Annotated in this window: 12 protein-coding genes; 6 read left to right on the top strand and 6 right to left on the bottom strand. The window is 68.5% G+C overall.

Annotated elements, in window-relative coordinates:
* Nucleotides 1-10: 10 nt before the first annotated feature.
* From K5K93_RS09845 to K5K93_RS09830, 4 genes are all read right to left on the bottom strand, one after another.
* Entirely contained in the window at nt 11-2,869 is a 2,859-nt protein-coding gene (locus K5K93_RS09845) for a valine--tRNA ligase (RefSeq protein ID WP_222390804.1), read from the bottom strand.
* Between the two features lie 34 nt (nt 2,870-2,903).
* The gene (locus K5K93_RS09840; protein WP_025879360.1) at nt 2,904-3,095 is read right to left on the bottom strand and encodes a YqaE/Pmp3 family membrane protein; all 192 of its coding nucleotides are present in this window, start codon (nt 3,093-3,095) and stop codon (nt 2,904-2,906) included.
* Nucleotides 3,096-3,115: 20 nt separating this feature from the next.
* The gene (locus K5K93_RS09835; RefSeq protein ID WP_025879359.1) at nt 3,116-3,541 is read right to left on the bottom strand and encodes a DNA polymerase III subunit chi; all 426 of its coding nucleotides are present in this window, start codon (nt 3,539-3,541) and stop codon (nt 3,116-3,118) included.
* A gap of 97 nt (nt 3,542-3,638) precedes the next feature.
* Nucleotides 3,639-5,117, bottom strand: coding sequence for a leucyl aminopeptidase (locus tag K5K93_RS09830; RefSeq protein ID WP_222390802.1), 1,479 nt, complete (start codon nt 5,115-5,117; stop codon nt 3,639-3,641).
* Between the two features lie 104 nt (nt 5,118-5,221).
* On the opposite strand from K5K93_RS09830, the gene lptF reads away from it, so the two are divergent.
* Entirely contained in the window at nt 5,222-6,304 is a 1,083-nt protein-coding gene (lptF, locus tag K5K93_RS09825; protein ID WP_222390800.1) for an LPS export ABC transporter permease LptF, read from the top strand.
* Nucleotides 6,301-7,407 carry an LPS export ABC transporter permease LptG gene (gene lptG, locus K5K93_RS09820; protein WP_132825998.1) on the top strand — a complete coding sequence of 369 codons (1,107 nt, stop codon included), beginning with the start codon at nt 6,301-6,303 and terminating at the stop codon, nt 7,405-7,407. The genes lptF and lptG overlap by 4 nt, the downstream gene beginning before the upstream one ends.
* 82 nt (nt 7,408-7,489) lie before the next feature.
* On the opposite strand, the gene K5K93_RS09815 is transcribed toward lptG, so the two are convergent.
* The gene (locus K5K93_RS09815; protein WP_025879355.1) at nt 7,490-7,978 is read right to left on the bottom strand and encodes an RDD family protein; all 489 of its coding nucleotides are present in this window, start codon (nt 7,976-7,978) and stop codon (nt 7,490-7,492) included.
* A gap of 56 nt (nt 7,979-8,034) precedes the next feature.
* On the opposite strand from K5K93_RS09815, the gene xerD reads away from it, so the two are divergent.
* Both xerD and K5K93_RS09805 read left to right on the top strand, forming a co-directional pair.
* Nucleotides 8,035-9,012 carry a site-specific tyrosine recombinase XerD gene (gene xerD / locus K5K93_RS09810; protein ID WP_222390798.1) on the top strand — a complete coding sequence of 326 codons (978 nt, stop codon included), beginning with the start codon at nt 8,035-8,037 and terminating at the stop codon, nt 9,010-9,012.
* Nucleotides 9,013-9,112: 100 nt separating this feature from the next.
* Nucleotides 9,113-9,904 (top strand): thioredoxin fold domain-containing protein, encoded by a 792-nt coding sequence (locus K5K93_RS09805; protein ID WP_222390797.1) that lies wholly within the window; start codon nt 9,113-9,115, stop codon nt 9,902-9,904.
* Nucleotides 9,905-10,021: 117 nt separating this feature from the next.
* Here the strand turns inward: K5K93_RS09805 and K5K93_RS09800 are convergent, their stop codons facing one another.
* Nucleotides 10,022-12,133 (bottom strand): glycosyl hydrolase family 18 protein, encoded by a 2,112-nt coding sequence (locus K5K93_RS09800; protein ID WP_222390796.1) that lies wholly within the window; start codon nt 12,131-12,133, stop codon nt 10,022-10,024.
* Between the two features lie 820 nt (nt 12,134-12,953).
* Here K5K93_RS09800 and purL point away from each other — a divergent pair.
* Both purL and K5K93_RS09790 read left to right on the top strand, forming a co-directional pair.
* On the top strand, nt 12,954-16,838 hold the full coding sequence (gene purL / locus K5K93_RS09795; RefSeq protein WP_222390795.1) for a phosphoribosylformylglycinamidine synthase: 3,885 nt from the start codon (nt 12,954-12,956) through the stop codon (nt 16,836-16,838).
* Between the two features lie 440 nt (nt 16,839-17,278).
* Complete coding sequence (locus K5K93_RS09790) at nt 17,279-25,390, top strand: ESPR-type extended signal peptide-containing protein (RefSeq protein ID WP_261311958.1); 8,112 nt, start codon at nt 17,279-17,281, stop codon at nt 25,388-25,390.
* Nucleotides 25,391-25,466: the final 76 nt, after the last annotated feature.

Here is a 25,466-nt window from a genome sequence, read left to right as displayed (position 1 = left end):
CCGGGCGGCGCTACAGCTTCGCGCGCTGTTCGCGCAGGCCGGCCAGCTGGTTGTTCCAGTCGACCAGGCGCACGCGTTCCTGCTCGATCACCGCCGGCGGAACCTTGTCGGAGAACCTGGCCAGCTTGGTCTCGCTCTTCTCCTGTTCGCCTTCCACGCGCTTGATCTCCTTGTCCAGGCGCGCGCGCTCGGCATCGAGATCAACCAGGCCTTCCAGCGGCACCAGCAGCTTCAGCTCACCGACGATCGCGGCGGCGGCCGGCGGCGCACTCTGTGCGTCGGCCAGCCACTGGATGCTGTCCAGCTTCAGCAGGAACGACAGCGAAGCGCTGAAGCGCTCGATGCGCTCGCGGTCCTGGCTCTGCCCGGCATGTTCCTGGCCGGCCAGCAGGCGCAGCGGCACCAGCCTGGACGGGGCGACGTTCAGTTCGCTGCGCACGCGGCGCACCGCACTGATCACCGCCTTCAACCATTCCACGTCGGCCTCGGCCTGGGTGAAATCGCCCTCGAATTCGGCGGCGGTCGGGTACGGGCGCAGTGACAGCGTGGTTTCGGCCAGGCCCAGGCGCGGTGCCAGCTGCTGCCACAGCTGTTCGGTGATGAACGGCGTCAGCGGGTGCAGCAGGCGCAGCAGCGCTTCCAGCACGTACAGCAGGGTGTGGCGGGTGCTGTCGGCGTCGGCGGCATCGGCGCCGTTCAACGCCGGCTTGCTCAGCTCCAGGAACCAGTCGCAGAACGCATTCCAGGCGAACTCGTACAGGCACTGCGCCAGCAGGTCGAAGCGATAGGCGGCGAAATGGCCCTGCGCCTCGGCGGTGGTGGCGGCCAGGCGAGAGAGGATCCAGCGCTCGGCATCGGTCCGCGGCGTCGGCGCACCGGTGAACGCTGCACCTTCGGTGTTCATCAGGGTGAAGCGGCTGGCGTTCCACAGCTTGTTGCAGAAATTCTTGTAGCCCTCGGCGCGGTTCATGTCGAACTTGATGTCGCGGCCATGGGTGGCCAGCGCGGCGATGGTGAAACGCAGCGCATCGGCACCATGGGCGGCGATGCCGTCCGGGAACTCCTTGCGCGTGGCCTTCTCGATCTTCTCGACCATGCGCGGCTGCATCAGCCCGCCGGTGCGCTTGGCCACCAGATCATCGATGCTGATGCCGTCGATGATGTCCAGCGGGTCGAGCACGTTGCCCTTGCTCTTGGACATCTTCTGGCCCTGGCCGTCGCGGATCAGGCCGGTGAAGTAGACGTCCTTGAACGGGATCTTCCCGGTCAGGTTGTCGGTGGCCATGATCATGCGCGCCACCCAGAAGAAGATGATGTCGAAGCCGGTGATCAGCACCGACGACGGCAGGTAGCGGTCGAAACCGCGCTCGGCCATCGCCTGCTCGTTCGGCCAGCCCAGGGTGGAGAACGGCCACAGCTGCGAGGAGAACCAGGTCTCCAGCACGTCGCTTTCCTGGCTCAGCACGACGTCGCTGCCGAGATTGTTCTTCGCCCGCACCTCGTCTTCGCTGCGGCCGACGTAGCAGCTGCCGGTGGCGGCATCGAACCACGCCGGAATGCGGTGGCCCCACCACAGCTGGCGGCTGATGCACCAATCCTGGATGTTGGTCATCCAGTGGCGGTAGGTGTTGATCCAGTTCGGCGGCACGAAGGAGATGCTGCCCGGCTTTCCATCGGTACCTTCGACCAGCTCCAGGCCACGCTTGGCCAGTTCGTCCATCTTCACGAACCACTGGTCGGTCAGGTACGGCTCGATCACCTGGCCGGTACGGTCGCCGCGCGGCACCTGCAGCTTGTGTGCCTTGGTCTCGACCAGGATGCCCAGGTCTTCCAGTTCAGCCAGCACGGCCTTGCGCGCGTCGTAACGATCCAGCCCCTGGAAACGTTCCGGCGCGTTGTCGTTGATCGCGGCCACCGGCGTGAACAGGTTGATCATCGGCAGGCTGTGGCGCACGCCCACCTGGTAATCGTTGAAGTCATGCGCCGGGGTGACCTTGACCACGCCGGTACCGAACGCACGGTCCACGTAGTCATCGGCGATCACCGGCACGCGGCGGCCGGTCAGCGGCAGCACCACGCGCTTGCCGATCAGGTGCAGGTAACGCTCGTCTTCCGGATGCACCATCACCGCGGTGTCGCCCAGCAGGGTTTCCGGGCGGGTGGTGGCGACCACCAGGTAATCGCGGGATTCGCGCAGGGTCTCGACGCCGTCGGCATCGCGCTCGACGTGTTCGTAGCTCAGGCCCTCATCCAGCTGGTAGGCGATCGACCACAGGAAGCCCTCTTCCTCGGCGCTCTCCACTTCCAGGTCCGAGATCGCCGTCTTCAGCACCGGATCCCAGTTGACCAGGCGCTGGCCACGGTAGATCAGGCCCTGTTCGTGCCAGCGCACGAAGGCTTCGATCACCGCTTCGGACGGCTGCGGGTCCATGGTGAAGGTGCTGCGCGACCAGTCGGCCGACGTGCCCAGGCGGCGCATCTGCCGTTCGATGATGTCACCGGACTGCTGCTTCCATTCCCACACCTTGCCGATGAAGCCCTCGCGGCCCAGCGAATCGCGGGTCTCGCCGTTGCCTTCCAGCGCCAGGTTGCGGCTGACCACCATCTCGGTGGCGATGCCGGCGTGGTCGGTACCGACCTGCCACAACGTGTCGTAGCCGCGCATGCGGTGGTAGCGCACCAGCGCATCCATCAGGGTCTGCTGGAAGGCATGGCCCATGTGCAGGGTGCCGGTCACGTTCGGCGGCGGCAGCAGGATGGTGTACGGCTCGCCCTTGCCGGACGGCTTGAAATGGCCGGCCTTCTCCCAGGCCTCGTAGAGGTCGGTCTCGAAGGACTTCGGGTCGTAGCTGGAGGCGAGTTGGGTCATGCGGGGGAACCAGTCATCAAGGCGGGAAGGGAGATCAGCGCGACCCGAGGGTGCGCCGGATCTTCTGGTCGGTGTGGTACTGGCTGACCGAATAGGCAGCCCAGATCGCGGCGGGCAGCCAGCCGATCAGGGTGATCTGCAGGATCAGGCAGACGATGCCGGCAAACGGCCGGCCGATGGTGAAAAAGGACAGCCAGGGAAGAATCAGGGCGATCAGCAGGCGCATCAAGGGGTCCTCGCGGGGGCTTACATGTCGTGCTTGTTCAGGTCGTAGCCGGCGGTCTTGTACTGGCGCCAGCGCTCGCGCAGTGGTTCGCGCGCTTCCGGATCGGCCGGGACCACTTCCAGCACGCGCTCGCACTGGCCCAGCCAAGGTTCGTCGCGCAGGTTGATCACCAGCGGCCGCACGGGCGCCTCGCCGCCGGGCGGGGCGATCAGCACCAGGGCTTCTTCCTCGTCCACGTCCTCACCTACGATCTGGTGCGGAATGTAGGCATCGTCGTCGAACGACCAGAGAAGTTCGTCAAGTTCTTCGGCCTGGGCCTGGTCGCGGGCGAGGACCAGGGTGAACAACCCGGCGTCGTTGGCCTTGCGCGCCAGCTCGCAGACCAGGCGCAACGGCTCGGTCAGGAAGCGGGGCTTGGCGATCAGGTAGAAGTCGGCGCGGGGCATGGCGGCATCCAGGTGAGGCAGGTGCCGATCCATGCCGGGTGGCGGCTGGACCGGCGAGGCCCGGGCCGGCGGTTGCCGGCCAGGGTCAGGTACAGCGTCAGGCGCGGGCGACCTGATCCAGCAACCACTGGCTCAGCAGGCCGACCGGACGGCCGGTGGCCATGCCACGCTTGCCTTCATCGCTGGCCACGCCGGCGATGTCCAGATGGGCCCAGCGCTGGCCTTCGGCGAAGCGCGACAGGAAGCAGCCGGCAGTGATGGCACCGGCCCAGCGGCCGCCGATGTTGTAGACGTCGGCGAAGCTGGAATCCAGCATCGGCTGGTACTCGTCCCACAGCGGCAGGCGCCAGGCGCGGTCGAAGACCTGCTCGCCGGCGGCCAGCAGTTCGTTGGCCAGGTCGTCGTGCTTGCTCATCAGGCCTGCGGTCTGGTGGCCGAGGGCGACCATGCAGGCACCGGTCAGGGTCGCCACATCGACCAGCGCCTGCGGCTCGAAGCGCTGCGCGTAGGTCAGTGCGTCGCACAGGATCAGGCGGCCTTCGGCGTCGGTGTTGCCCACTTCGATGGTCTTGCCCGACATCGAGGTGATGACGTCGGACGGACGGTAGGAATTGCCGTCGATGGCGTTTTCCACCGCCGGGACCACCACCACAAGATTCAACGGCAGCTTGGCCTTGACCGCGGCGACGAAGGTGCCGATGACGTTGGCGCCACCGCACATGTCGTACTTCATCTCTTCGATGCCGCCCTGGGTCTTCAGGTTGACGCCACCGGTATCGAAGGTGATGCCCTTGCCGACCAGCACGTAGGGCTTGGCGTCGCCGCCATTGCGCCACTTCAGCACGACCAGGCGCGGGCGGTTGGCCGAGCCACGGGCCACGGCCAGCAGCGAGCCCATGCCCAGCGCTTCCATCTGGGTCTCGTCGAGGATCTCGGCTTCGGCACCGTCATGCTCGCCGGCGAATTTCACGCCCACTTCAGCCAGGTGGGCCGGGGTGCAGTAGTTCGGCGGCAGGTTGCCCAGCTCGCGGGCGAACTCGACACCGGCGGCGATGGCCTGGCCCTGGGCCAGGGCCTGCGCGTCATCACCGGCGATGGCCAGCTGGGCCAGGCCGGCATCGTCGGCCTTCTTCTTGCCCAAGGTGGCGGTGTAGCGGTAGGCCGCGTGGTCGGCGGCGATCACCGCCTGGCGGATCGCCCAGGCCGCGTCGCGGTCCTTCACTGCCACTTCGGACAGGGTGAACAGCGCGCTGCGGGCAGCGCCGGCCTTCAGCGCGCGCACGGCATCGCCGACCGCCTTCAGGTACTGCGGCACGCCGAAGCGGGCGGCATCGCCGAGGCCGACCACCAGCACGCGCGGGGCGGTCACGCCCGGCAGGTCGTGCAGCAGGGTGGTGGCGCCGGTCTTGCCGGACAGGTCGCCGCGCTGGGCCAGGGCGGCCAGGCGGCCACCGCTTGCAGCATCCAGTGCCTGCGCGGACGCAGTCAGGGTATGGTCGGCATAGGCGCCGACGACGATGCAGTCAACGGCGGCCGAAGCCGCAGCGAGGTGGTTCAGGGTGAATTCGAGAGCCATTGAGCAGATTCCATTGGCAAGTCCGTACAATCGCGGACCGTTTACGCCCAGACGCTAGACTGGGCGGCACCGCGAACGAACCTGAGAGTTTAAACCACCGCCCCATGTTGAAGCTCGACCGCTATCTATTGGGCGATTTCGTCCAGAGTTTCCTGGCTACCCTGATCGTCCTGCTGGTGGTCAGCGTGGGCGGCGTGCTGGTGGACATCCTCGGCAACATCGCCGACGGGCGGCTGCCGGCCAAGCTGCTGTTCTCGCAGCTGGGCCTGCAGTTCATCGTCTACATGCCGCTGATCCTGCCGCTGGCACTGATGCTGGGCCTGCTGCTGGCCATCGCCCGCCTCTACCGCGACTCGGAAATGGCGGTCATCACCGCCATCGGTGTCGGCCCCCGGCGCCTGCTCAAGCCCTTGCTGATGCTGGTGCTGCCGGTGATCGCGGCGGTCGGTGCCTGTTCGCTGTGGCTCGGCCCCTGGGCCGGGCGCACCGCCGAACAGATGGTGCAGGACGCCAACCGCAGCGTGCTGATGGCCGGCCTGGAGCCGGGCCGGTTCACCCCGCTGCCCAATGGCGGGGTGGTCTATGTCGCCTCGATCTCGCCCGATGGCAGCCAGCTGGGCCGGGTCTTCCTGCAGCGGCAGAAGGAGGATCGCCTTGAAGTGGTGTCCGCCGCCAGCGGCCGCATGTACTTCGAAGGCGCCCGCCAGCGTTTCCTCGAACTGGATGATGGCCACCAGCTGGAAGGGCCGGCGGCCGGCGCACTGGACTACCGTCTGGCGACCTTCGCCCGCAACGACGTGGCGCTGCCCGACGGCAGTGAGGCCCGCAAGAGTGATGATCCCGAACTGATGCCGACCACCGCGTTGTTCGGTGACAAGCGCCCCGAGGCCCAGGCACAGCTGCACCGTCGCCTGGCGCCGCCGCTGATCGCGCTGGCCTTTGCCCTGCTCACCGTGCCGCTGGGACGCAGTTCGCCGCGCCAGCAGCGCTATGGGCGGATGATGCTGGCCCTGATGGCTTACATGGTCGGTACCAACCTGATGTTCATCGGCAGTGGCTGGATCGCCAATGGCCAGATTCCGCCGGCGCTTGGCCTGTGGTGGCTGACCCTGCCGCTGCTGGCGCTGGCGATCTGGATGTACGCGCGTGACGGCCGCATGGCCCGCCCGAAGGGAGCCCGCGCATGATGCTGCGACCGATGCGTTTCGATCTGTACCTGGGCCGGGCAGTGCTGGGTACCGTGCTGCTGACCTGGGCGGTGCTGGTCGGCCTGGACGTGCTGATGGCCTTCTCCGGTGAGTTCAAGGACATCGGCAAGAACGGCTATTCGCTGGGCCATGCGGCCGCCTGGGTGCTGTACACCGTGCCGCGCCGGGCCTACACGATGTTCCCGACCGCGGCGGTGATCGGCGCACTGATGGGCCTGGGCCAGCTGGCCGCGACCTCGGAGCTGACCGCGCTGCGCGCGCTGGGCCTGTCGCGCAAGCGCCTGAGCGTGTCGGTGGCGATTGCCCTGTCGCTGCTGACCGGGCTGATGGTGATCAGCGCCGAGACCCTGGGGCCGTGGGGCCAGAACCGCGCCGATTCGCTGAAGATGAGTGCCAAGTGGGGCACCGACGTGGCGGTGGCGCGTTACTCCGGCCTGTGGGCGCGCGAAGGTGACACGTTCCTCAATGCACAGAGTGGCGAAGAACAGCTGGTCGGCGACAAGGGCACCCGGCTGATTCTGCGTGACGTGCGCCTGTACAAGATCGACGAAGAGGGTCGGATCGGCACGCTGACCCATGCGGCCACCGCCGAGCATGACAAGGATGGCTGGGTGTTGACCGGCGTGCGCCGTGACACCTTCGGCGAGCGCTCGGCAACGCGCCAGGAAGCGGCCCGTGAGCCGTGGAATTCCAAGCTGGACGCCGGCGCCCTGGCCACCGGCATCGCCAAGCCGCGCAACCTCAGCGTGTCCGAGCTGAGCACCAGCATCGCCTACCGCGAGCGCAACGGGCTGGATGCACGCGACTACGAGGATGTGTACTGGAGCCGCTGGTTCTATCCGTTGAATGTGCTGGCGCTGTGCCTGGCGGCGGTGCCGTTCGCGTTCGGTTCGCTGCGCAGTGGCGGCATGGGCAAGCGCTTGTTCCTGGGCATCCTGTTCGCGCTGGCGTTCTGGCTGCTGCAGCTGTTCTTCGGCCGCATGGCCGGTGCGCTCAAGTTTGACTACCGCATTGCCTATGCGCTGCCGCCGATCGTGATGCTGGCGGTGTCCGGGTTGTTGTTCCGGCGCAAATCGGGCTGATTCCGGTAGCGCCGGGTCATGCCCGGCGAAGATGTGCGATATCCCGCGTCCGCCGGGCATGGCCCGGCGCTGCCAGGACAGGTCAGCGCTTTGGCATCCGCAGCAGCTGCGTGGCACTCGCGCGGTCGTGCCAGGTCAGCCGCTGGCGATCCACCAAGGCCCACCAGAAGCCCAATCCGCCCAGCAGCAACGACAGCGTGGCCACCGCAAAGCGCAGCCACAGCTGGCCGCGTCGCAACGGCGTGCCATCGCGTGATTCCAGCTTCAAGCGCCACGGGCGCATGCCCAGCGTCTGCCCACCGCGCCGCCAGCTGGCGGTGGCATACCACCCGGTCATGGCCCAGCACACCGCCCACAGCAGCCATTGCCAGGCACTGAAAGGCGCGATGTTGTCGCGCTGCGCATGGCCGCTGAACGTATAGGCTAGGGTGAAGGCCGTGCCGGCCAGCATCCACAAGGCCAGCACCGGCAGCGCGTCATAGATCATCGCCAGCAGGCGCCACAGCAGCAGCGCGCGCGGGCGGGGCGTATCAGCGGCGACGTGGGCCGCATCGGTGGCGGGGCTCGACATGTGCCGAGCATACGCAATGCTGGCCGTGCCCGCAGTTGGCCTCGTATCCTGCGTGCATGGCCGTCACTTCCACCCCCGCCGAACGTCGTCAGCTGGTCCAGCAACTGCCCGAGCTGCGCGGCGAGGACAGCCAGCGCATCCAGCGTTTCCTCGATGCGATCTGGGCCGAGCACGGTCTGGCCCGCGCCACCCTGGACAGCTATCGCCGCGACCTTGAAGGCCTGGCGCGCTGGTGTGACGGGCGCGATGGTGGTCTGGCCGGTATTGAACGCGCCGGTCTGTTCGATTACCTGGCCTGGCGCACCCGCCACAACTGGTCGCCGCGCAGCAACGCGCGGCTGCTGTCGGCGCTGCGTGCGTTCTTCGCCGACGCCGTGCGCCGTGGCGAACGCAGCGAGGATCCCAGCGCACTGCTGGACCCGCCGAAGCTGCCGCGGCTGCTGCCCAAGGCGCTGGCCGAGAGCCAGGTCGACGCGCTGCTGGCGGCACCGGATATCGACAGTCCGCTCGGTCTGCGCGACCGCGCCATGCTGGAGCTGATGTATGCCGCCGGGCTGCGGGTGAGCGAGCTGGTGCTGTTGCCCGCCACGGCGGTGAACCTGCGCCAGGGCGTGCTGCGGGTGACCGGCAAGGGCAGCAAGGAACGCCTGGTGCCGCTGGGCGAGGAGTCGCAGTACTGGCTGGAACGCTACCTGCAGCAGTCGCGACCGCAGCTGGTGGGCAAGGGCAAGGTGCAGGCGCTGGCCGACGGGCAGACGCCCTTGTTCATTGAACCGGCGCTGCATGGCTTGACCCGCCAGGCGTTCTGGCACCTGGTCAAGCGCTATGCGGCAGTGGCCGGTATCGACCCGGCGCGGATCAGTCCGCACGGCCTGCGGCACAGTTTCGCCACCCACCTGCTGAACCGTGGCGCCGACCTGCGCGCGCTGCAGATGCTGCTGGGCCACAGCTCGCTGTCCACCACGCAGATCTACACGCTGGTCGCACGCGAACACCTGCAGAAACTGCACGCCCGCCATCATCCACGCGGCTGAGCCCGCCGCTGAACCCCTGCCGGGCCTGTGCGCGGCATCGCGGACCGCTCAGGATGGCTGTGTCAGAATCCGGGGTCTTCTTTCTGCTGCGGACTGCTCCATGCTCCGATTCGCCATCGCCGCCGTGTTCGGCGCGCTCAGCCTGAGTGCCTGCGCCCAGCCCGCCCCGCCCGCCGCAAAGGCCCCCGCTGCAGCGGCAGCCAAGGCCGGCCCTGCCGCCACGGCCAATGCTCCGGCCGAGCAGGCCGTGCGCAAGGCGCTGACCGAGCTCAACCCCGGCTTCCAGGTGGACTACATCGGTGCCGCGCCCTTCCCGGGCTTCCGTGAAGTGGTGGTCTCCGGCCAACTGCTGTACGTCTCCGACGACGGCCGCTACCTGTTCCAGTCGCAGCCCTACGACACCCGCGCCAAGAGCCCGGCCAACAGCGAAGGCCTGCTGGGCTACCGTCGCGACCTGCTGGCCAAGGCCAACCATGGCGACCGCATCGTGTTCGCCGCGCCGAACGCGAAGTACACCATCAGCGTGTTCACCGACATCGAATGCGGCTACTGCCGCAAGCTGCACCAGGACATCGCCGAGCTCAACCGCAACGGCATCACCGTCGAATACCTGGCCTTCCCGCGCATGGGGTTGGGCAGCAAGGATTACACCGACATGATCTCGGTATGGTGCGCGGCCGATCGCCGCCAGGCGCTGACCAGTGCCAAGCGTGGTGGCACGGTGGCAGCGAAGAACTGCACCAACCCGGTGGCGATGCAGTACGCCCTGGGCCAGCAGTTGGGCGTGAATGGCACGCCGGCGATCTTCGCGCCTGATGGCACCCAGCTCGGCGGCTACCTGCCGCCGGCGCAGCTGCGCGCCGCGCTGGAGAAGCTGTCGGCCAAGCGCTGATTGAAACGCCGCCGGGCATGGCCCGGCGCTACCGTGGATGGGCGGGTAGCGCCGGGCCATGCCCGGCGGATGCATCACACAGAAAGCCGGGGGCGCGACGCGCCCTCGGCTTTTTCCTTATTTCAGGCCATCACTGACCGCCTTGGTCAGCGTGCCCTGCGCATCGTCGCCGCTGAACTCCCAGACGAACGCACCGCCCAGTCCCTGGGTCTTCACATAGCCCATCTTGCGGGTGATGTTGGCCGGGGTATCGAAGCTCCACAACGTGCTGCCGTTGTAGATCCAGGTGGCACCGGCGGTGTTGTCGGTGTAGTTCGGCCACGCCAGGTTCTTCAGCACCTTCCAGTCTTCAATGCCAGCCTCGTAGGTACCCGGTGCCGCACCGGTGGCGCTCTGGTACAGGCCGTTGTTGGCGTTGGTCACCCCGGTCCAGCCGCGTCCGTAATAGCCGATGCCCAGGTTGAGCTTGGCGGCGGGAACACCACGGCTGATGAAGGCCTCGATGGCGTCGTTGCTGTTGTACAGCTTCTGGTCGCCGGTGGACGGATCATTCGGCGAATCGAACAGCGCCGACTGGTGATTGGTCTTCGCATCCCACGCGCCGTGGAAGTCGTAGGTCATCACGTTGATGTAGTCCAGGTACGGGTGGTACGCGGCCGGATCGGTGACGCGGATCTTGTCGATGCCGGCGCCGACTGCCACCGTCAGCAGCAGGCCCGGACGCACCGCATCGAGCTGGCGGCGGAATTCGGCCATCAGCGCGGTGAAGTTGGCGTTGTCCTCGGGCGTGCCGCAGGCGATACCGCAGGCCACCGGGTATTCCCAGTCGATGTCGATGCCGTCGAACACACCCAGTGCCGCACCGGGACCACCGGCACCGTCGGTCACCGGCAGGTTGCCCTTGATGTAGGCGTCGATGCACGAAGCGACGAAGGCTTGGCGGTTGGCCGGCTGCGCCGCGCTGGAGAAGCCGCGCGACCAGGTCCAGCCACCCAGCGAGATCAGCACCTTCATGCCCGGGTACTTGGCCTTGAGCTGCTTGAGCTGGTTCCAGTTGCCGCGCAGCGGCTGGTCCCAGGTATCGGCGCTGCCGCTCACGCTTTCGCCGGCACCGAAGGCCTTGGTGTAGTCGGCGAAGGCATCGCCACCGGCACCACTGTTCGGGTCCGACGCCTGGGTGATGCCCACTTCGCAGCGGTTGTTGCGCACGTTGCCGAAGGCGTAGTTGATGTGGGTCAGGCGCGCGGCCGAACCGCTGCTGTCGATGTTCTTGACCCGGTAGTTGCGGCCATAGATGCCCCACTGGGTGAAATAACCGATGACCCGCTTGCCGGTGGTGCCACCGTCGCCGGCCAGGGTGCTGGCGGTCACTGCCGTGCCCTGTGCCGACGCATTGCCGGCGTTGTCGCGGGCACGCACGCGGTAGCTGTAGCTGGTCGATGCAGTCAGCCCGCCATCGACATAGCTGGCGCTGGACGGCGAGCCGACCAGACTGCCGTTGCGGTAGACGTCGTAGCCGGCCACGCCGCTGCCACCGGTGTTGTCGGTGGACGGGCTCCAGCTCAGGGCGATGCTGTTGGCGGTGCGGGTGCCCACGGCCAGGCCGCCGGGCACGCTGGGCGCGGTGGTATCGCCACTGGCCGCGTTGACGGTGATGGTGATGGTCGCGGTGCTGGCGGTGGCGTTGTTGTTGTCGGTGGCGACCGCGCGCAGGGTGTGGCTGCCGGCGCTGGCGTTGGCCCAGCTGGCGCTGTACGGCGCGCTGGTGTCGATGCCCAGCGAACTGCCATCGCGGAAGAACTCGACCTTGCTGACGCTGCCGTCCGCATCACTGGCGTTGGCGGTCACGTTGACCGTGCTGCCGGCGCTGAAGGTGGCGCCGTTGGCCGGCGAGGTCAGGCTGACCACCGGCGGCTGGTTGGCCCCGCCGCCGTCGCAGGCGCCGAGGTTGGTGTAGTAGGGCGCCCCGGCCGGATGGTCCGGCGGCGCATTCCAGATGTCCTGGTTCGCCCGGTAGAGGACCCCTCCCTTCTGCAGGGTGTCGCCACTGCGGTAGATCCTGGCCTGGTCCCATTCGGCCACGCCGGCACAGCTGGCGGCCTGGGCCAGGCCGGGCAGGGCAACCGCCCCGGCCAGGGCCAGCAGCCAGGCCAGACGGCGCGGGCGACAGCGATGAAGGGAAGGGTGGGCACTGCGTACATCGGCACTCTGCACAAGCGGGTCGTACATGGTGTGTCTCCGATCGATGGTTGGCGCGCGGGCCAGGACGGCGCCGCACGTAACGCAGGGTCCGGACATCGCCCGGGAAGGCGACGGAGGGGGCGGACGGAGGTACCTGGTGGGCCGGGGAGAGAGTCCGGCGCCAGGTGGGGACAACGTTGTCATCAATTGCGTGGTCAATCCGTGAGCGAGTGCATGGTTCGGGGATTTGACGGAGAGCGGCGCTGGCGCGCGCTCGGCAGCCATCGGCGGAGCCCCCTCGTGGCTGGCATCTAGAGCAGGTTCTGGGGTTGGGCCGGGCGGGTGGGTTGCGCAGGGGACGCCGTGAATACGTCCCTGTAGGCTCGGGCGCGTCATCCATGGCGCTTACGCCCCTGCGCAACCCACCCGCCCGGCCCCCGACAGGTTCCTGTGGCGCCAGCCACGAAAGACGAACAAAAGATCAAGATCAAACGCCGATCGCTTCGCTCTCAGGCGTCTGATTGCAGGCCTTTCCCTGGTTGCCGGCCAGCGGCCGGTAACCAAGGAGCATCCACGCATGGCGTGGATCTACCGCAGATCGCGGGAAACTGTCGAAGGCGGGGTGGGTCCGGTTGCGGGGGCGTGAGCCGCATGGATGCGGCGACCGAGCCTCCATGGACGGATTCACGGCGTCCCCCGCAACCGGACCCACCCTGCCATCCCACGGGAACCCCCGCTTTTGCTTTGGCAGTTGCTGTTGCTGTTGCTGTTGCCCTGGCCTCGGCGGGTGCCGGGCGCCGCCCGGCCGAAGCCTATCCCCGCTTCCGGTACAATGTCGGGCCCGTTTCCCAACTACGGTTCCCCGGACATGATGGTCCTCGAGGGCGCGCCCGCCCTGTCGCCGTTCCGCCGCGAACGTCTTGAATCCCGCCTGCAGTCCATCGCTCCCTCCCTGCGCATCAGTGGTGCCTGGCACGTCTACTTCGTGCAGGCCGAGGGCACTGCCGCCCCCGACGTCGATACCCTGTGCCGCATCCTGGAAGCCCGCCCGCAGTCCGAGGCGGTTGCTGACGGTGCGGTCAGCCGCATCGTGGTGCCGCGCCTGGGCACGCTGTCGCCGTGGTCGAGCAAGGCCAGCGAGCTGGTCCGCGGTGCTGGCCAGCCGGTGAACCGGGTCGAACGCGGCCTGCGCATCGACGTGCAGGGCTGGCCGACAGACGCTGCCGCCCAGCAGGCACTGGTCAAGGTGCTGCACGACCCGATGACGCAGTCGGTGCTGGAGAGCGTCGATCAGGGCCAGTCGCTGTTCTCGACCCCGGCCCGTGGCGAACTGGAGCGCGTGCCGGTGGACCAGTTGGAGGCTGCCAACCAGCGCCTCGGCCTGGCCATGGCGCAGGACGAGATCGACTACCTGCGCGAGCGCTTCACCGCGCTGGGCCGGTCGCCGTCGGACGTGGAACTGATGATGTTCGCGCAGGCCAATTCCGAGCACTGCCGGCACAAGATCTTCAACGCCAGCTGGACCATCGACGGCCAGGAGCAGGACCGCTCGCTGTTCCGGATGATCAAGAACACCCACCAGCAGACCCCGCAGCACACGCTCAGTGCGTACAGCGACAACGCAGCGGTGATCGAAGGCCATCCGGCCTCGCGCTATCGCCCGGACCCGGCCAGCGGCGAGTACCGCCGCGAACCGCAGGTGCCCAGCGCGTTCCAGATCAAGGTGGAAACGCACAATCACCCGACCGCGATCGCGCCGTTCCCGGGCGCGTCGACCGGCGCCGGTGGTGAAATCCGCGACGAAGGTGCGACCGGTCGTGGCGGCAAGCCGAAGGCCGGCCTGAGCGGATTCTCGGTCTCGCACCTGCGCATTCCCGAGCTGCCGCAGCCGTGGGAAGCGCCGCGTGCGCTGAACCCGCGCATGGCCCCGGCGCTGGAGATCATGACCGACGGCCCGCTGGGCGGCGCCGCGTTCAACAACGAATTCGGCCGCCCGGCGCTGCTCGGCTACTTCCGCAGCTTCGAACTGCCGGAAGGCGCCGACCTGGTGCGCGCCTACGACAAGCCGATCATGCTGGCCGGTGGCCTGGGCGCCATCGATCGCGTGCAGGTCGACAAGATCCTGCTGCAGGACGGCGATGCCGTGATCGTGCTCGGCGGCCCGGCGATGCTGATCGGCCTCGGCGGCGGTGCTGCCAGTTCGGTCGCCTCCGGTGAAAGCGCCGAGGACCTGGACTTCGCCAGCGTGCAGCGCGACAACCCGGAAATGGAGCGCCGCTGCCAGGAGGTCATCGACCGCTGCGTGGCGATGGGCGCCGGCAATCCGATCAAGTTCTTCCATGACGTCGGTGCCGGTGGCCTGTCCAACGCCATTCCCGAACTGCTGCACGATTCCGGCGTGGGCGGCATCATCGACCTGGGCAAGGTACCCACCGACGATCCATCGCTGTCGCCGATGCAGCTGTGGTGCAACGAGTCGCAGGAGCGCTACGTGCTCGGCGTGGCGCAGGAGCGCCTGGCCGAATTCGCCGCGCTGTGCGCGCGCGAGCGCTGCCCGTTCGCTGCGGTCGGTGTCGCCACCGCAGTCGAACACCTGGTGGTGGCCTATGGCGCCGTGCCGGGCAACATTCCGGCCGACGCGCCGATCGACCTGCCGATGGACGTGCTGTTCGGCAAGCCGCCGAAGATGCACCGCGATACCGCGCACCCGCCGGCACCACGCTGGCCGGCGCTGAAGACCGGGGGCCTGGATCTGCAGGAAGCCGGTCTGCGCGTGCTCGCACACCCGACCGTGGCCTCCAAGAACTTCCTGGTCACCATCGGCGACCGCAGCGTGGGCGGCCTGACCGCGCGCGAGCAGATGGTCGGTCCGTGGCAGCTGCCGGTGGCCGACGTGGCGATCACCCTGGCCGATTTCGACGGCGTGGCCGGCGAGGCGATGGCACTGGGTGAACGCACGCCGCTGGCGCTGCTGGACGCGGCGGCCTCGGCCCGCATGGCCGTTGGCGAAGCACTGACCAACCTGTGCGCGGCCCCGGTCGATGCGCTGGATGAAATCAAGCTGTCGGCAAACTGGATGGCCGCTGCCGGCCACCCGGGCGAAGACGCGCTGCTGTACGACGCGGTGAAGGCGGTGGGCATGGAACTGTGCCCGCAGCTGGACATCAGCATCCCGGTGGGCAAGGACTCGCTGTCGATGCAGGCGCAGTGGCACGACCAGGGGCAGGCGCACAAGAGCGTGTCGCCGGTGTCGCTGGTGATCACCGCGTTCGCGCCGGTGGCCGATGCGCGCCAGCAGCTGACCCCGCTGCTGGACCGCGATATCGACAGCGAGCTGTGGTTGATCGGCCTCGGTGCCGGCAAGCAGCGCCTGGGCGGTTCGATCCTGGCCCAGGTGCACGCCGACCACGGCGACCTGCCGGCCTTCGCCGGTGCCGCCCCGGACCTGGACGATCCGCAGCGCCTGCGTGGCTTCTTCGAGCTGATCCGCGATGCACGCCAGGCCGGCCTGCTGCGCGCGTACCACGACCGCAGCGACGGTGGTGCGTTCGCCGCGCTGTGCGAAATGGCCTTCACCTCGCGCCTGGGCCTGGACATCACCCTCGATGCCTGGGGCGATGACCCGTTCCGCAGCCTGTTCAATGAAGAGCTGGGCGCCGTTGTGCAGATCGCCCGCGAAGACCGCGCCGCGTTCGCCGACCTGGTCGAGCGCCATGCGCTGACCGAGTGCGCGCAGCGCATCGCCAGGCCCACCACCGCGCCGGTGGTGCGGGTGTCGCTGGGCGGTGAATCGCTGGCCGAATGGCGCTGGGAGGCGTTGTTCGATGCGTGGTGGTCGGTCACCCACGCCATGCAGAAGCGTCGCGACAATCCGGCCAACGCCGATGCCGAGCGCGAGGTCGCCCGTGCCTTCACCGCGCCGGGCCTGAAGCCGAAGTTGAGCTTCGACCTCAACGAGGATGTCGCCGCGCCGTTCGTGCAGACCGGGGCGCGTCCGCGCGTTGCGATCCTGCGCGAACAGGGCGTCAACGGCCAGATTGAAATGGCCAACGCCTTCGAACGTGCCGGCTTCCGCGCGTTCGACGTGCACATGAGCGACCTCATCGAAGGCCGCGTGGCGCTGCAGGACTTCACCGGCCTGGTTGCCTGCGGCGGCTTCAGCTACGGCGATGTGCTCGGTGCTGGCCGCGGCTGGGCGACCTCGATCCTCGAACGTACCGCGCTGCGTGATGCCTTCGCCGCGTTCTTCGCGCGCGAGGACAGCTTCGCCCTGGGCGTGTGCAACGGTTGCCAGATGATGAGCCAGCTTAAGGACATCATCCCCGGTGCCGAGCACTGGCCGCAGTTCCGCCGCAACGCCAGCGAGCAGTTCGAAGCCCGCACCGCGCTGCTGGAAGTGGTGGAGTCGCCGTCGATCCTGCTGCGTGGCATGGCCGGGTCGCGTTTGCCGGTGGCGGTGGCGCATGGCGAAGGCCAGGCAGTGTTCGACAATGCCGTCGACCAGGCCACGGCCCGTGTCGCACTGCGCTACATCGATGGCAACGGCAACGTCGCCAGCCAGTACCCGCTGAACCCGAACGGCTCGCCCGACGGCATCACCGGCCTGACCAGCACCGACGGCCGGGTGACCATCATGATGCCGCACCCGGAGCGCACCCCGCGCGCGCTCAACCTGAGCTGGGCCCCGTCCGAGTGGCAGGGCGATTCACCGTGGATGCGCATGTTCCGCAACGCACGGGTATGGTGCGGTTGATCGCGCGCGCATTGCGCAGCTGACGATGCCATCGCGTATGGAGAACCCGCCGGGAAACCGGCGGGTTTTTCTTTGTCCATACGGAAACTCCTGAACTGGCCGTCAGTTACATGCGTTTTCATAAGTGAGGATTTCCTCACGTACGCCTAACAAAATGCGTACATAAACAAGTGAAACAGTGAACTGCTTCACGGCAATGGGTTTTGCTGCGTCAAACTCTTGACGATCCGCAAAGATGCCGTTAACACTTGACCCCCGTTTCAAATCTGTTCATCCCGCAGTAACCGCACGGCGCATGCGCTCGGTTTTCTGTCCCTGCGCGCCGTTCGGCAATACCCGCAGTAAATCACGCGAATAAACGCCCCCAGGGGACGTTGGGCCACGAAGGCTCGGCGGTGGCGTTGCTTTGCCCAAAACCAGTCCAATCAGGAGCCGTACCGATGAATCGGATTTATCGCAAGGTCTGGAACAAAGCATTGGGTCAGTTGGTGGTGGCCTCGGAACTGGCCTCTTCCAGCTCATCAGGCGGGGTCGTCGACCAGCGCCGCGGTGCGACCGATGCCGCGCCGGCACGACTGGCTGCAGCGCTGGCCTTGGCAATGGGACTGGGCATGACCGGCATCGCTGCGGCGCAGTCGGTTGAGATTGGGGGCAGCGCGAACTGCGTGGTGCTCAACAGCAAGGTGCTGGACAAGTGCGCGGTCGATGGCAGCGCCAGCGCCAAGGGCAGCAACGCGGTGGCAATTGGTGCGGGTACCAGCGCCACCGGCGCCAACAGCGTGGCGCTGGGCGCCGGTTCCAAGGCAGCGCGCGCCAACACCGTTTCTGTCGGTGATGCCGGCAAGGAACGGCAGGTGACCAATGTCGCCGCCGGTACCGCCGCCACCGATGCGGTGAACAAGGCACAGCTGGATGCACAGGCGCGCGCCACGCAGGCCGCGCTTGCGCAGGCGGCGGCCGAGGGCAGCCGCTACTTCAAGGCCGATGGCGCTGGCGATGACAGCGACGCGGCAAAGATCGAAGGCCAGGGCGCCATCGCGGTCGGTAGTGGCAGCCAGTCGCTGGCCAACGCCACCACCGCGGTCGGCACCCAGGCCATTGCCGCAGGACTTGGCGCCAGTGCTTTCGGCCAGAACGCGCTCGCCTTCGGTGATGCCAGCGTGGTGGTCGGGCAGAGTGCGGCCGCCTTCGGTCTTGGCGATACGGCGGTAGGCGCAAGTGCCGTGGCCGCCAGCGAGAACGGCGCAGCCACCGCACTGGGTGCACTGTCCGAAGCCAGCGCCGATGGCGCCACGGCGGTGGGTGCAGGCGCGGTGGCGATGGGCCCCGGCAGCACCTCGCTGGGCCGCGGTGCGACTGCCGTCAACGAAGCCTCCATTGCCGTCGGTGCGTTCAGCACGGCGGTGGGCGAATACAGCACCGCGCTGGGTTCCAATTCGGCGGCCGTGGCCACCGGCAGCGTGGCGCTGGGCGCCGGCTCGCTGGCCGACCGCGTCGATACCGTGTCGGTGGGTGCGGTCGACTACGGCCTGACCCGGCAGATCACCAGCGTTGCCGCCGGTACCGAAGACACCGATGCGGTCAACGTCGCTCAATTGAAGGACGTGGCAGCGGTAGCCGATACCACCGCCAAGCGATTCCAGGCTACCGGCAGCAGCAACAGCGATGCCGGTGCGTTGGCCGAGGGAGATGACGCGCTCGCCGCTGGCGAAGCCGCCAATGCGATCGGCAACGGCACGACCGCCGTCGGTGCAGGTGCGACCGCCGTCGCGCAGAACGCCACCGCGGTCGGCAACAACGCGCTTGCGTCTGGCCAGAACAGCGCGGCCTTCGGCAACAACGCGCAGGCAGTCGGCCCGGGCAGCGTCGCTGTGGGCGGTGCTGCAGTGGATGCCGATGGCAATCCGCTGATCACCAGTGGTGGCGTGCCGGTAGAGACCGGCGCCACCAGTGCCGGGGTCGGTGGTACCGCCGTCGGCGCCAGCGCCGATGCCGGTGGTTTTGCAGCGTCGGCGTACGGCGTGGGAGCCTATGCGGCAGGTGCGCAGTCGTCGGCATTCGGTGCTGTCTCCAATGCCATCGGCGACTACTCCACCGCCGTCGGTACGCAGAGCAACGCCACCGGCACCAGCAGCGTGGCCATTGGTGGCCCGGCCGACCTGATCCCGGGCCTGGGCTTCTTCGTGCAGACCCAGGCCAGTGGCGAAGCGGCCACCGCCGTCGGCGCCGGTGCCATCGCCAGCGGCGACCAGGCCGTGGCCAATGGCAGCCTGACCGAGGCCTCCGGTGCCGAATCCGTCGCGGTGGGCTACTTCGCCTATGCACCGGGCGAGAACGCCAGCGCGCTGGGCGCGCAGACCTGGGCCAGCGGTGCGCAGAGCACGGCCGTCGGCTACTACGCCACCGCGCGTGGTGCCAACAGCGTTGCGCTGGGCGCCAATTCCGAAGCGGTGCGCGCCAACAGCGTGGCCGTGGGCAGTGCCGGCAACGAGCGGCAGATCACCAGCGTGGCGGCCGGCAGTGAAGCCACCGATGCAGTGAACAAGGCACAGCTGGACGCCGTGGCCAGCACCGCCGATACCACCGCGCGCTTCTTCCAGGCGCAGCCGGAAAGCGGCAGCGATGCCGGTGCCTACGCAGAAGGCGAGGGTGCGGTGGCGGCGGGTTCGGCCAGCAACGCCATCGGTGCTGGTGCGCTGGCACAGGGCGCAGGCGCTGCGGCCATCGGCGCCGACAGCGTGGCACTGGGTCGCAATACCTTCGCCGACGGTGACGGTGCGGTAGCCGTGGGTGGCCTCGGCCAGGCCTACGACGAATACAACCAGCCGCTGCTGGATGAGCAGGGCAACCCGGTGCAGATCGGCACCACCGCCTCGGCCGGTTCCACCGCCGTCGGCAATGCCGCGCAGGCCACCGGCGCCAGCAGCAGCGCCTTCGGTACTGCGGCGCAGGCCACCGGCGACAACAGCTTCGCGGCGGGCGGCAAGGCGCGCGCCACCGGCAGCTATGCCGTTGCCGTCGGCGACAGCGCCTTCGCCAAGGCCGATGACAGTACCGCCGTGGGTGGCTACAGCACCGCCAGCGAGGAAGGCGCCACGGCCTTCGGTGCCGGCGCATGGGCCACCGGCCGCAATGCCTCGGCATTTGGTCCGGCGGCATGGGCCAGCGCCAACGGCGCCACCTCCATCGGCTACAACAGCTGGGCCAACGGCACCAGTTCCACCGCCGTCGGCCGCGGCGCCTTCAGCTACGGCGACAACAGCGTTGCGCTGGGCTTCCAGGCGCTGGGCAACAGCATCAACAGCATCGCCATCGGCACCAACACGGTGGCCGGCGGGGAAAGCGCGATCGCCCTGGGCGCGGGCAGCACGGCCAGTGGCAACAACGCAGTTGCACTGGGCGCCGGTTCGGTGGCCAGCCGTGATCGCAGCGTGTCAGTGGGCAGCGCGGGCAACGAACGGCAGATCACCAGTGTGGCGGCCGGTACCCAGGCCACCGATGCGGTGAACAAGTCGCAGCTCGACGCGGTTGCAGCCAGTGCCGCGACCACCAGCAAGTACTTCCAGGCCAGCGGCAGTGCCGACAGCGACGCCGGTGCCTACGTGGAAGGCGACAACGCGCTGGCCGCGGGTGAATCGGCCAATGCCATCGGCAACGGCGCAACCGCCCTCGGCAGCGGCGCCAATGCACTGGCCGGAAACGCACAGGCCATCGGCTTCAATGCCCTGGCCAGCGCGGCCAATGCCAGCGCCATCGGTGCCAACGCACAGGCGACCGGCGAATACGCCACGGCTCATGGTGCCGAGAGCGAAGCCAGCGGCGAACAGAGTGCGGCCTTCGGCGCGGCCGCGGTGGCCAGCGGCGCTGGCAGCACCGCCAGCGGCGTGCTGTCCGAAGCCAGCGGCGAAGAAGCCGTGGCGGTGGGCTACTTCAGCAACGCCAGCGGGGAGGCCGCCACGGCGGTCGGCAGTGAAAGCGTGGCCAGCGGCACCGCTTCGGCTGCATTCGGCATCGGTGCCGAGGCGACCGGTGGCTACAGCACCGCCATCGGCGGTTACGCCAACGCCTCGGCATTCAACGCCACTGCCTTCGGCAACTTCGCCAACGCCTCCGGTTCCAACAGCGTCGCGCTTGGTGGCGATTCGGAAGCATCCGGTGCCTACAGCACCGCCACCGGCCAGGGCAGCCTGGCTACCGGCACCAATGCCGTGGCCGTCGGTGGATCGTTGTTCGGCCTGCTGGCGACCGAAGCATCCGGCGACTATTCCACTGCGGTCGGTGGCGGTGCCTATGCGGCGGGCATCAACAGCACCGCGCTGGGCAATGCGGCGGAATCGCGCGGTGCCAACAGCGTGGCGCTGGGTGCCGATTCGATTGCCGACCGCGACAACACCGTGTCGGTCGGTGGCGGCGGCAACACCCGCCAGATCACCAACGTGGCCGCCGGTACCCAGGGTACCGATGCGGTGAACAAGGACCAGCTGGACGCGGTGGCCGCCGAAGGCGGAAAGACCAGCAAGTACTTCCAGGCCAGCGGCAGCGCCGACAGCGATGCCGGTGCCTACGTGGAAGGTGACAGCGCGCTGGCTGCCGGTGAGGCCGCCAATGCGATCGGCACCGGCGCTACTGCACTTGGCAGTGGTGCAACAGCGGTGGCGGCAAACGCCACGGCGGTGGGCTTCAACAGCCTGGCCAGCGGCGGCAATGCGGCTGCGGTGGGCAACAACGCACAGGCGACGGGCGAAGACAGTGCGGCGCTCGGCAGCGGCGCGGTGGCCAGCGAAACCAGCACCACTGCGACCGGTGCAGGTGCGCAGGCGACGGCGGTGTACAGCACGGCCAACGGTGCCGAGGCGGTCGCCAGCGGTGCGCAGTCGCTGGCCAGTGGCTTCCGTTCGGCAGCCTCTGCAGACGGCACCACCGCAGTCGGCGGCTACAGCGAAGCCAGCGGTCGCCTCGGCTCGGCGCTGGGCTATGGCACCGTGGCCAGTGGTGCCAACAGCACCGCTGCCGGCGTGTTCGCTGCGGCGTCGGGCGCCAGCTCGGTGGCGATGGGTGATTCCAGCGAAGCCAGCGGCGATGAGAGCGTGGCCATTGGTGGCAGCACCTTCTTCGGCCTGGTGCCATCACGTGCCAGTGGCTACGGCGCAGCGGCGTTCGGTGCCGGTGCCTGGGCCACCGAGGACTACGCCACTGCAATCGGCTGGAATTCGTGGGCCGATGGCGCCGAGTCGACGGCACTGGGCGCCAGCGCTACCGCCAACGGTGCCAACAGCGTCGCCCTGGGCGCAGGCTCCAAGGCCGACCGTGACAACACGGTGGCCGTCGGCAGTGCCGGCAGCGAACGCCAGGTGACCCACGTGGCGGCTGGCACCGAAGGCACCGATGCGGTCAACAAGAACCAGCTCGATGCTGTCGCCGCAACGGCGGACAAGACCAGCAAGTACTTCCAGGCCAGCGGCAGCGCCGACAGCGATGCCGGTGCCTATGTGGAAGGCGACAACGCACTGGCTGCCGGTGAAGCGGCCAATGCGATCGGCAATGGCGCCACCGCGCTCGGCAGTGGTGCCACGGCCGTGGCCGCCAACGCGACCGCCGTGGGCATCAACTCGCTGGCCACGGGCAGCAATGCGGCTGCGGTAGGCAGCAACGCGCAGGCCACCGGTGAAGACAGTGCCGCACTCGGCAACGGCGCGGTAGCCAGTGACATCAGCGCCACCGCTACCGGCACCGCTGCACAGGCCAGCGGCGTCTACAGCACCGCCAACGGTGCGGAAGCCGTCGCCAGCGGTGCGCAGTCGCTGGCCAGTGGTTTCCGCAGTGCCGCTTCGGCCGATGGCACCACCGCCATCGGTGGCTACAGCGAAGCCAGCGGCCGCCTCGGCACCGCGCTGGGCTACGGCTCGGCAGCGACCGGTGCCAACACCACGGCTGTCGGCTTCGGAGCGGCGGCAGCAGGCAGCGGCGCCGTAGCCGTCGGCCAGTCCAGCCAAGCCAGTGGCGCAGAGAGTGTCGCCATCGGCGGCAGCACCTTCTTCGGCCTGATCCCGTCGCGTGCCAGCGGTACCGGTGCGGCGGCCTTCGGTGCCGGTGCCTGGGCGACCGATGACTACGCCACCGCGATCGGCTGGAATGCCTGGGCCGATGCGGCTGACAGCACCGCCCTGGGTGCCAGCGCGACCGCCAACGGTGTCAACAGTGTCGCCCTCGGCGCGGGTTCGAAGGCCGACCGTGACAACACGGTGGCCGTCGGCAGCGCGGGCGGTGAACGCCAGGTCACCCATGTTGCCGCCGGCACCGAGACCACCGATGCAGTGAACAAGGGCCAGCTGGATGCCGTGGCCAGTGTCGCCGACAAGACCAGCAAGCACTTCCAGGCCAACGGCAGTGCCGACAGCGACGCCGGTGCCTACGTCGAAGGTGACAATGCGCTGGCGGCCGGTGAAGCGGCCAATGCGATCGGCAATGGCGCCAGTGCGCTCGGCAGTGGTGCCACCGCGGTCGCGGCCAACGCCACCGCCGTCGGCTTCAATGCGCTGGCCAGTGGTGCCAATGGCGCGGCGCTGGGCAATGCGGCACAGGCCACCGGCGTGGACAGTGTGGCCCTGGGCAGTGGTGCTGCCGCCAGCGAGCTTGGCTCCAGTGCCACCGGCGCCGGGGCGCAGGCCAAGGGTGCCTACAGCACCGCCAGCGGCGCGCAGTCTACTGCCAGTGGCACGCAGTCGCAGGCCAGTGGCTTCCGTGCCACGGCAACGGCCGACGGTGCGTCGGCGCTGGGCAGCTACGCTGAGGCCAGTGGTCGTCTCGGTACCGCTGTTGGTTACAGCGCCAAGGCCACCGCAGCCGGTTCGACCGCGGTTGGTTTCGGTGCCACGGCAAGTGCCGCCAACAGCACGGCGTTGGGCGCGTCGGCAGTGGCCGATCGGGCGAACAGCGTGTCGGTGGGCAGCGCAGGCGCAGAGCGGCAGATCACCCGCGTTGCCGCAGGCACCCAGGCCACCGATGCGGTGAACCGCGCGCAGCTGGATGCGGTCGCTTCCACCGCCGATGCCACCAGCCGCCACTTCCGCGCCAGCGGCAGTGGCACCGCAAGCGCCAGCGGCACCGACGCGGTGGCCATCGGCTCGGCTGCCAATGCGGGCGGTGCACGCAGCAACGCACTGGGTGCCAATGCCTCGGCCATTGGTGGCGGCGCGCTTGCGCTGGGTGCCAACAGCGGCGTTACCGGGACCAACTCGGTCGCCCTCGGCACCGGTGCACGCGCCCTGGAGGCCAACGTGGTCTCGGTTGGTGGCGGCAACGGCACCGCCGGCCCTGCTACGCGCCGCATCGTCAACGTTGCCGATGGCCGCATCGCCGCCGGCAGCAGCGACGCCGTGACCGGTTCACAGCTCAACGTCACCAACCAGCGCGTGGGCGCGGTCGAAACCCGTGTCGGTGATTTCGACTCGCGCATCGCCACTGTTGAAACCAGCACGGCCAGTGCGGTCGGCTACGACGATGCCAGCCGCGACCGCCTGACCCTGGCCGGTATCCAGGGCACCACCATCGACAACGTCGGCGCCGGCAGCATCGCCTCCGGCAGCCGCCAGGCGATCAACGGTGGGCAGCTGTTCCAGTCGCTCAGCGATGCCGCCAGCTTCCTCGGCGGCGGTGCCAGCGTCGGCATGCAGGGCGTGTTCGTCGCGCCGAACTATGTGATCCAGGGGTCCACCTACAGCAACGTCGGCGACGCGCTGGGCGCACTGGACCGCAAGGTCAGCGAGATCGATCGTCGCACCGCCAGCGGCACGCGTTCCGGCGCGGCCAGCCTGCGTTCGATGGCCGCTCCGCTGGACGCAGACGCGTCCAACGTGGCCACGGCGTCGGCTGCCACCGACGCGAGCCTGGCGGATGGCGGATCGGCAACGGCCCGTGTGCAGGGCACGCCGGCCGCCGCCAGTGCAGGCAGTGCTCAGCCAGCACTGGTTGCAGGCGGTGGTGTCAACGCCGTCGCGATGGGCGATGGCGCAGTCGCCAGCGGTGCATCGTCCACTGCTGTCGGCCAGGGCGCGAGCGCAACGGCGGCCAATGCGGTGGCGCTGGGCCAGGGCTCGGTTGCTGATCGCGCCAACACCGTCTCGGTCGGCAGCGAGGGCAACGAACGCCAGGTCACCAACGTGGCGGCCGGCACCACCGCAACCGATGCGGTCAACAAGGGTCAGCTGGATCGTGGCATCACCACCGCCAACAGCTACACCGACAGCCGCGTGCAGGCAGTCACCGACAGCTTCGATGTGTTCAAGGGTGAAGTCGATGGGCGCCTGCGGCACATGGATCGCCGCATCGACCGCCAGGGCGCGATGAGCGCAGCGATGCTCAACATGGCCACCAGTGCCGCCGGCATCCGCACCCAGAACCGGGTCGGCGTCGGCATCGGTTTCCAGGGAGGCGAGTCGGCCATGTCGCTGGGCTACCAGCGTGCGATCAGCGATCGCGCCACGGTCACCGTCGGTGGTGCCTTCAGCAGTGATGACAGCTCGGTCGGCGTCGGTGCCGGCTTCGGCTGGTAAGTGCGCAACAACGTGCCGGTGGGCCATCCCATCGGCACGTCGAGCAGTGAGCGCCAAAGGGGCGTGGCATGGCAAC

The organism is Stenotrophomonas sp. DR822 (assembly GCF_019793815.1).
GTDB lineage: Bacteria > Pseudomonadota > Gammaproteobacteria > Xanthomonadales > Xanthomonadaceae > Stenotrophomonas > Stenotrophomonas indicatrix.
This window is presented reverse-complemented; position numbering and strand designations above follow the sequence as displayed.